The organism is Streptococcus handemini, assembly GCF_040984445.1.
GTDB classification, from domain to species: Bacteria; Bacillota; Bacilli; order Lactobacillales; family Streptococcaceae; genus Streptococcus; species Streptococcus handemini.
On the sequence record NZ_JBFRYH010000079.1, the window covers coordinates 1 to 8041 of the forward strand.

14 protein-coding genes and 1 pseudogene are annotated in these 8041 nt (G+C 39.8%); 11 read left to right on the forward strand and 4 right to left on the reverse strand.

Annotated elements, in window-relative coordinates; genetic code table 11:
• The 11 genes and pseudogenes from ABPH35_RS09670 to comGG all read left to right on the forward strand — a co-directional run.
• Nucleotides 1–477 (forward strand): annotated as a pseudogene (locus ABPH35_RS09670) (ISAs1 family transposase); the annotation flags it as partial.
• Between the two features lie 173 nt (nt 478–650).
• Entirely contained in the window at nt 651–917 is a 267-nt protein-coding gene (locus ABPH35_RS09675) for an IreB family regulatory phosphoprotein (protein WP_368849776.1), read from the forward strand.
• Nucleotides 917–1336: a Holliday junction resolvase RuvX gene (gene ruvX / locus ABPH35_RS09680; protein ID WP_349989596.1), complete on the forward strand. Its 420-nt coding sequence runs from the start codon at nt 917–919 to the stop codon at nt 1334–1336. Before ABPH35_RS09675 ends, ruvX begins: the two co-directional genes overlap by 1 nt.
• Before the next feature lie 10 nt (nt 1337–1346).
• On the forward strand, nt 1347–1655 hold the full coding sequence (locus tag ABPH35_RS09685) for a DUF1292 domain-containing protein (protein WP_368849777.1): 309 nt from the start codon (nt 1347–1349) through the stop codon (nt 1653–1655).
• Between the two features lie 360 nt (nt 1656–2015).
• On the forward strand, nt 2016–2966 hold the full coding sequence (comGA, locus tag ABPH35_RS09690; protein ID WP_368849778.1) for a competence type IV pilus ATPase ComGA: 951 nt from the start codon (nt 2016–2018) through the stop codon (nt 2964–2966).
• Nucleotides 2887–3915, forward strand: coding sequence for a competence type IV pilus assembly protein ComGB (gene comGB, locus ABPH35_RS09695; protein WP_349989597.1), 1029 nt, complete (start codon nt 2887–2889; stop codon nt 3913–3915). The genes comGA and comGB overlap by 80 nt, the downstream gene beginning before the upstream one ends.
• Nucleotide 3916: 1 nt before the next feature.
• Complete coding sequence (comGC, locus tag ABPH35_RS09700; protein WP_349989593.1) at nt 3917–4231, forward strand: competence type IV pilus major pilin ComGC; 315 nt, start codon at nt 3917–3919, stop codon at nt 4229–4231.
• Entirely contained in the window at nt 4182–4619 is a 438-nt protein-coding gene (gene comGD / locus ABPH35_RS09705) for a competence type IV pilus minor pilin ComGD (RefSeq protein WP_349989592.1), read from the forward strand. Before comGC ends, comGD begins: the two co-directional genes overlap by 50 nt.
• Nucleotides 4620–4644: 25 nt before the next feature.
• Nucleotides 4645–4884, forward strand: coding sequence for a competence type IV pilus minor pilin ComGE (gene comGE / locus ABPH35_RS09710; RefSeq protein ID WP_349989591.1), 240 nt, complete (start codon nt 4645–4647; stop codon nt 4882–4884).
• A complete protein-coding gene (gene comGF, locus ABPH35_RS09715) occupies nt 4847–5305 on the forward strand; it encodes a competence type IV pilus minor pilin ComGF (RefSeq protein WP_368849779.1) in 459 nt (152 codons plus the stop codon). The genes comGE and comGF overlap by 38 nt, the downstream gene beginning before the upstream one ends.
• Nucleotides 5277–5786: a competence type IV pilus minor pilin ComGG gene (gene comGG, locus ABPH35_RS09720; RefSeq protein WP_349988828.1), complete on the forward strand. Its 510-nt coding sequence runs from the start codon at nt 5277–5279 to the stop codon at nt 5784–5786. Before comGF ends, comGG begins: the two co-directional genes overlap by 29 nt.
• 361 nt (nt 5787–6147) lie before the next feature.
• Here the strand turns inward: comGG and ABPH35_RS09725 are convergent, their stop codons facing one another.
• The 4 genes from ABPH35_RS09725 to ABPH35_RS09740 form a co-directional block, all read right to left on the reverse strand.
• Nucleotides 6148–6450 (reverse strand): helix-turn-helix domain-containing protein, encoded by a 303-nt coding sequence (locus tag ABPH35_RS09725; RefSeq protein ID WP_349988829.1) that lies wholly within the window; start codon nt 6448–6450, stop codon nt 6148–6150.
• The gene (locus tag ABPH35_RS09730) at nt 6440–6805 is read right to left on the reverse strand and encodes a type II toxin-antitoxin system RelE/ParE family toxin (protein WP_349988830.1); all 366 of its coding nucleotides are present in this window, start codon (nt 6803–6805) and stop codon (nt 6440–6442) included. Before ABPH35_RS09730 ends, ABPH35_RS09725 begins: the two co-directional genes overlap by 11 nt.
• A 167-nt stretch (nt 6806–6972) precedes the next feature.
• Nucleotides 6973–7380, reverse strand: coding sequence for an ArpU family phage packaging/lysis transcriptional regulator (locus ABPH35_RS09735; protein WP_368849780.1), 408 nt, complete (start codon nt 7378–7380; stop codon nt 6973–6975).
• Nucleotides 7381–7590: 210 nt separating this feature from the next.
• A complete protein-coding gene (locus ABPH35_RS09740) occupies nt 7591–7824 on the reverse strand; it encodes a hypothetical protein (protein WP_368849781.1) in 234 nt (77 codons plus the stop codon).
• Between the last annotated feature and the right edge of the window lie 217 nt (nt 7825–8041).

Consider the following 8041-nt stretch of genomic DNA (forward strand, 5'->3'; position numbering starts at 1 on the left):
AGTTGGCTAAGAAAGACCAACATTATCAAACCGTTGAGAAGGCACATTGGACAAATTGAAGTCCGTGATTATTGGGTTTCATATGATGTGAAATGGTTATCTGAACGCCATCCTAAATGGCACAAGTTACGTGGCATTGGCATGACGAAGAATACGTTGGATAAAGATGGTGAGCTAATAGAGGAAGTACGTTATTTTATCATTAGCTTTAAGAAGCCTATAGAAACATTTGCTCAGTGTGTTCGGGGGCATTGGTCGGTTGAGAGTCTACATTGGTTGTTAGATGTGGTTTATCGTGAAGACCACAATCAAACATTGGATAAACGAGCAGCCTTTAATCTCAATGTTATAAGAAAGATGTGTCTATATTTTTTAAAAGTCATTCAATTTCCGAAGAGCGATTTAAGTTATCGCCGAAAACAACGGTATATTTCTGTCCATTTAGATGATTATTTACCACAATTATTTGGAAAGTAGGTTAAGTATCATGATTATCAAACTTATCTCTCAATTCAAAAATGACTTTGGGACACAAAAACATCTCGAGAAGGTTTTCATGCGTTTGTCGTGTGATTTCAGCTTGAAACATTGAAAAGAGGTATCAATTATGTTATAATAGAGCTAATAGAATAAAGAAAGAAGGTGTAAGTATGGGATTCACAGAAGAGACTGTTCGTTTTCGGTTAGATGATATCAATAAACAGGAAATCAGCGAGACCTTGACCAATGTCTATCGTTCTTTGGATGAAAAAGGATACAATCCTATCAACCAAATTGTGGGCTATGTGCTGAGTGGAGATCCAGCTTATATACCTCGTTACAACAATGCACGCAATCGGATTCGGAAGTATGAGCGTGATGAAATTGTCGAAGAATTAGTTCGTTTTTACTTGAAGGGAAATGGGATTGACCTCTGATGAGAATAATGGGATTAGACGTCGGTTCTAAAACAGTCGGGGTTGCGATTTCAGACCCACTTGGTTTTACAGCGCAAGGGTTGGAAATCATTCCGATTGACGAGGAAAAAGGCGAATTTGGATTTGACCGCTTGACAGAATTAGTCAACCAATATAAGGTTGATGCATTTGTAGTAGGATTGCCTAAAAACATGAATAACACGAGTGGGCCTCGTGTTGAGGCGAGTCAAGCCTATGGGGATCAATTAGTAGCATTATTTGGCTTACCAGTCAAGTATCAGGACGAACGCTTAACAACAGTTGCCGCAGAGCGTATGCTAATTGAACAAGCAGATATCAGCAGAGGAAAGCGCAAAAAAGTCATTGATAAGTTAGCTGCACAACTTATTTTACAAAATTATTTAGATAGAACATTTTAAGGAGTAACACATGGCACATAACCACGAACACGATCATAACGAAGAACGTGAATTTATCACCCTAGTAGATGACAATGGGAACGAAACTTTATTTGAAATTCTTCTGACAATTGATGGCCAAGAAGAATTTGGTAAAAATTATGTTCTCTTGATCCCTGCAAGCGCAGAAGAAGATGAAAACGGAGAAGTTGAAATCCAAGCCTATTCATACATTGAAAATGAAAACGGAACAGAGGGTGATCTCCAACCAATCCCAGAAGATGCAACTGCTGAATGGGATATGATTGAAGAAGTCTTTAACAGCTTTATGGAGGAGTAAAATAGCCCAGTGGGCTATTTTAGCTTCGCTCCCAAAAACAAGAAAGAGCGGAAAGTCCAGTGGGCTATTTTAGCTTCGCTCCCAAAAATAAGAAAGAGCGGAAAGCCCAGTGGACGTTTTTAGCCTCGCTTCAACGTAGTAAGGAAATATAAGATAGAAAGATCTAGGAAGATTTGTACGTCCTAGGTCTTTTACTTTGGGATAAAATACTTGACAGAATATTCTCACGTTTTTTATGACTAACTTATCTGGTAAATATGCCAAAGGAAGTTTCTCAAAACAATGAGTGACTTGTTGCCTTTTTGTAAAAATTTTTGAAAAAACAAAGAATATTGCGAATAGATAAAGTGAGGAGGAAATATGATTCAAGATTTAGCAAAAGAAATGATACAGCAAGCAGTAGAAAAACGGGTCAGCGACTTATACTTGGTTCCAAAGGCAGATCATTACCAGCTCTATGAGCGGATTATGGATGAGCGCCGTTTTATTGGTGATTATGATGAGGTGGAGTATGCAGCTCTGATTAGCCATTTTAAGTTCGTTGCGGGTATGAATGTGGGGGAGAAGCGCCGCAGTCAGCAAGGGTCGTGTGATTATGATTATGGCAATGGTCAGATTTCATTGCGCTTTTCGACGGTGGGTGACTATCGTGGCAAGGAAAGTCTGGTAATCCGTTTTCTCTACGATAATGATCACGATTTGAAATTCTGGTTTGATGCTGCGGAACGAATTGGAAAAGAAATCAAGGGACGAGGGCTCTATCTTTTTTCGGGTCCAGTTGGCTCTGGTAAGACAACGCTTATGTACCATCTTGCCAGGCTGAAATTCGCCAATCAGCAAATTCTAACCATTGAAGATCCAGTGGAAATTAAGCAGGAAGATATGTTGCAATTGCAATTGAATGAAGCAATTGGAGCCACCTATGATAATCTAATAAAACTGTCCTTGCGCCATCGGCCAGATTTACTGATTATTGGGGAGATTCGTGATACAGAAACAGCCCGAGCAGTGATTCGAGCGAGCTTAACAGGGGCCACTATTTTTTCAACGGTTCACGCCAAGAGTATCGCTGGAGTTTATGCCCGAATGCTAGAGTTGGGGGTGAGCGAAGGCGAATTGCGCCACGCCTTGCAAGGAATTGCTTATCAACGTTTAATTGGGGGAGGAGGTGTTGTTGATTTTGCGAACAAGGACTACCAAAACCATTCCGCAGACCAGTGGAATCAGCAAATTGAAAGCCTTCTTGCAGCAGGACATATCAGTCCTCGGCAAGCAGAAACTGAAAAAATTGTCTTTGCTACGTCAGCGTAAAATTATTGAGTTATTTACTAATCTGTTTTCGAGTGGCTTTCACTTGGTAGAAATTGTTGATTTCTTAAAACGGAGTCGATTGCTAGCTGATGTGTATACGAATCAGATGTCCGATGGTTTGCTGGCTGGAAAATCCTTTGCGGCTTTGCTAGCGGATTTGAAGTTCTCAGATGCAGTTGTAACTCAAGTCGCTCTAGCGGAAGTACACGGCAATATTCAATTGAGTTTAATGAATATCCAAGCTTACTTAACCAATCTTGCAAAGGTTCGAAAAAAATTGATTGAAGTAGCGACCTATCCATTGATTTTGTTGGGATTTTTAGTATTGATTATGCTAGGGTTAAAAAATTATCTACTTCCACAATTGGAAGAGGGAAATCTAGCAACGACCATCATTCATTATCTACCGACAATCTTTTTAGGAGCTGTTGCTGCTAACCTAGTATTCGTCGGAATAGCAACAGTTTGGTATAGGAAGACAAATAAAATCCGCGTCTTTGCTTTATTAGCAAGATTACCCTTTGTTGGTAAATTAGTGCAATTGTACTTGACCGCATATTATGCGCGTGAATGGGGGAGTTTGATCGGTCAGGGATTGGAAATGACACAAATTTTGAGTTTGATGCAAGAACAACAATCGGCTCTCTTTCGAACTTTAGGCCAGGATTTGGAAGCAGCTTTGTCCAATGGAATTTCTTTTGAAGAGCAAATTAAGCGATACCCCTTCTTTAAACGAGAACTGAGTTTGATTATTGAATATGGACAAGTGAAGTCTAAATTGGGACGTGAGTTGGCGATTTATGCGGATGAATGCTGGGAGAATTTCTTCAGTAAGTTACATGCTAGTATGCAGTTGATTCAGCCGCTTGTCTTTATTTTTGTAGCGTTGGTCGTTGTCCTTATTTATGCGGCTATGCTTTTACCGATTTATCAAAATATGGAGATTTAAGATGAAAAAATTGATGAAAATGAAAACGAAAGCCTTTACTCTGGTGGAAATGTTAGTGGTACTATTAGTGATTAGTGTGCTGTTGTTACTATTTGTGCCGAATTTGAGTAAGCAAAAAGAAGCGGTGCATGAAAAAGGAAATGCAGCGGTTGTTAAAGTGGTAGAAGGCCAAGCGGAACTGTACGAGTTACAGCATAATGATACAGCCAGTGTTGCAAAACTGGTAGCAGAAGGGATGATTTCAGAAGATCAGGCGGCAGCTTATAATGAATATTTTGCAAAGAACACAGACAAACCTAGTGCGGTCAACCCTTAGGGCTTTCACCTTGCTAGAGAGTTTATTGACTCTATTTATCGTGAGCTTTCTAGCACTTGCCTTGTCTGGTTCGGTTCATTCGGTTTTTCGACAGGTAGAGGAGCGGGTCTTTTTTCTGGAATTTGAACAACTCTATAAAACTAGCCAAAAGTTGGCAGTCTCGTCTCAGCAGACGGTTTCACTAGATGTGACGTCTCAGCGAATAACCAATGGTTATCAAAGTGTTGATTTGCCAGAATCGGTTCAAGTAGAAACTGAGCAAACCGTCGTTTTTGACAAAGATGGAGGAAATTCTTCCTTAGCAAAGTTGCAGTTTTTAAGTGGTCAGAAAACAGTGCGTTATCAATTATATTTAGGGAGTGGGCGTTATAAAAAGACAGAAGAGTAAAGGGTATATCCTAATGGAAAGTTTGGTGACACTTGCTATTTTTGCAATGATTACAAGCCTTTTGCTATCAGGGATTCAGCAGAGTCGCAGGCAGCGGGCGGTAGAGATACAGCAACAGGAGCTTTTATCGCTTGCTAAAATGGCGGTTCAAACCAGGCAAGATCATTTTAGTCTAAATGGGTTGACAGTAGAGGTCGTACGAGACGAACGGCAGATTTGGGTGTACCATGATGGAAAGGAGCTGCTCCATGTGGCGAAGGAGTAAGGTGGCGGGTTTTACCCTGTTAGAGTGTTTAGTTGCCCTGATGATCCTATCTGGTGGATTACTCGTTTTTGAGGGATTGACTAAGCTGATTCATCAAGAGATTGCCTATCAAACGACGAATATAGAGAAAGACTGGCTGGTTTTTGTAGATCAGTTCCGCTCGGAATTAGATGGCGTTCGGCTGGTCAAAGTGGAAAACAATCGGATATATGTTGATAAATCAGGTCAGCAATTGTCCTTCGGAAAGTCAAAGGCAGATGATTTTCGTAAGACAAACGACCGTGGTCGTGGTTATCAACCGATGCTGTACCAGTTGGCTTCTGCAACTGTCCACCAAGAAAGTCAGTATGTTCAGATTGATTTTGTATTTGAAAATGGTTTGGAGAGAAGTTTTGTTTATCAATTTGAAGAAGAGAAGTAGGGCAGGTGTTATGCTGTATGCTTTACTGATGGTAGCGGTGTTTAGTTTGCTTTTGCAGTTCTACCTTCATTGTCAGTTAGCAGAAAGCCGCATTGTTCTTGCTAATCGTGAAGGAACGGAAGCGTATTTGATGGCAGAGTTGACTAAGGATACGGTTCGTAAGGAAATGGAGGATACTAGCAAGGTTGCGAATTCTCAGGTTGAGGTGAAACAATCTGAGACAAAGGACAAAGGGGAAGAAGCTCCTGAAATAAAGCAAAATCCAGAAAAGATCTCTTCTCTCTCTAAAATGAAAAGTCATGAAAAGCTAGAAGAGTCAACAATCGAAGATGCTCCTAAAAAGACTGATGTGCAAGGAAATCTCCAATTTTCTAAAGGGAACTCCCACTATCATGCTGAAAAAGGCTGGCTTCTTGTGACGGTCACGACGACAGCTGGTCACGACTTTTCATATTCTTTTCCCCTGTCTAGCAAAAAATGATGTTTTTTGATATGATAGGAGTATGAATTTTGAGAATAATATTTGAGCATTTCCATAGATTGCCATAGACCCCCAAAACCCTTGATATTACTGACTTTTTAAAAAAACGCATTTCCATAGATTGTCATAGATTTCCCCAGAAAGTCCACAAAAAGGTGAACAAATTTTTGATAAAAAAAGCCTATCAAATCAAGGTTGATAAGCCCAAAATTTTAAAAAAGGTGAACAAATTTTCACGAGTTCAGCAGGCAAGAAACTAGCGTAGTGATCAGCTACGCTTTTTTGATTGCTGATAAGTCTATTATAGCAAATTTTACTGTATTCTAGTGTATTCTACTGTATCTAAAAAGCCCGGCGATGGCTAGGCTTGTAATTTCTTATCTGCTTCAAGCGGTACAACTGCCAAGGTCTTTCCAAGACTCGCCAAAACCTTCAAAACGGTATCAAGTTGGGGGCTTGTTTTTCCTGTCTCCATTCTAGCGATAACTGGCTGACTTACCCCGCTCATCTCTTCAAGTTTCTTTTGGCTAATTCCCTTTTCATTTCTCGCTTCAATCAATTCACTCATGATAGCAACCCTGAGAATGCTTTCGTTGATTTCCTCAGTTGTAAATAATTCTTTTTGTACATCTTCCCAACTGCTCCCAATTGCACTATTTTTCATGGTCTAGTCCTCTTTCTTTTATCTCTTTCAATTCTCGTTTTGCTTGTTCGATCTCTCTGCGTGGTGTCTTTTGGGTCTTTTTCATAAAATGATGGAGTAGTACAAAACTTTCACCAGTCCACGCTACGAATAAAATTCTATCCCTTAGCGGTCTCAATTCCCAAATGTCCCCGTCTAAGTGCTTTATAAATGGATCGCCTGCTCTTGTTCCGTGCAAGCTAAGAACTTGAATATAGTCCTGTATTTTGTTTAGTTTGATACGGCTGTCCTTACTCTTTTGGCTGGCAAGTTCACGCATGTAATCGAGTACAGGCTCTTTTCCGTTTTTATCCCTGTAAAAATAAATCTCATTCATTTTGTTGACTCCTATCTTTATTATAACTTAAAAGTTATCAATTGTAAATATTAAAAGCTATTAAAATATTGCCCTCTCTAAAATCGCTTCTAAGGGCTTTTAGTCTGTCCGTGGTTATTTTATCGCACAAACTAATAAAACGGCTAAAACCCGCCAAATTTTCAACCTCACAACGTTTCAAGTATTCCATTCCTGTATTGCTTAGCAAAAGCAAGAAGAGCGGTATTTTTTAAATTGTTGTATTGGCTTTTTTTGATGGCTTCATAGGGCTGATACTTGCTTTTAATCGTCTGCCGTACCTGCTCAACTGTCTTGCGTTCCAGATAGTTCGATATTAGTATCTGCCTTAGTCTGATGTCGCTGATTGAGTTAATGGCTGACTTGATTGCGTTCAATTCCTGCCGTGCCGTCTCCCTGTTAATCTCCAAACGCTCCACGGGTTGAAATTCTCCCCGTTCTGCCTGTAGGATATATTCATCTGAGTAGCGTATGCTGTCATCTTGTGCGATTCTCTGCCACCGTTCAAACTCTTTTAGTTTTCGGCTGGCGTGCTTTCTGATTCGTTTTTTATCCATGAATTGCCCTCACTTGTGATATAATAGTCTTGGGTTTATTACATCACAAGGAGTCAGCACTAGCTGACTTTTTTAGTTTGCTATCTAACTCCCTATAATTGACGCTTTTTCTTGCTCATGCTATTATTGTAGTACCTCCTTTTTTCTGAAATTCAGACACCATACAAAAATACCTTTCAAAGAGCAGCGTGCAAACTGCTCTTTTTTTATTTAGATAGCTTTTTCTTGTTGTGCTTCTCGATTTTTTCGGATTTTTCGCCGTTGATAGTATTGTCTCTTTTGCTCCAGTATTTTATTGCGCTTAGCTTCATAGCGCTGTTTATTCATTTCTCTGCGACAATCTTTACAGCGACTATCAAAGCCCGTTTTACTTTTCGTCTTTTTTGAAAAGTTAATTTCATTCAGTTCTTTCTCTTGGTGGCACTTAATGCATACTTTTTTCATTTTTTTCTCCTTTTTTTGTTTCTTGCACGCATGAAAAAATGCATAGTGACGGCGGGAAGCTCGCGAGCCTCCGTGGGGAGGGTGATAGCCCCCCTTCCTGACAAGACTGCAAGATTTTCAATTTTCAATTTCTGCACATTACCATGATATTATCCTTTGTATAAAATCCAATCACAGCTTTGCGGAAGGTTGCGATTTCCAATTACTTTTTTGTCGC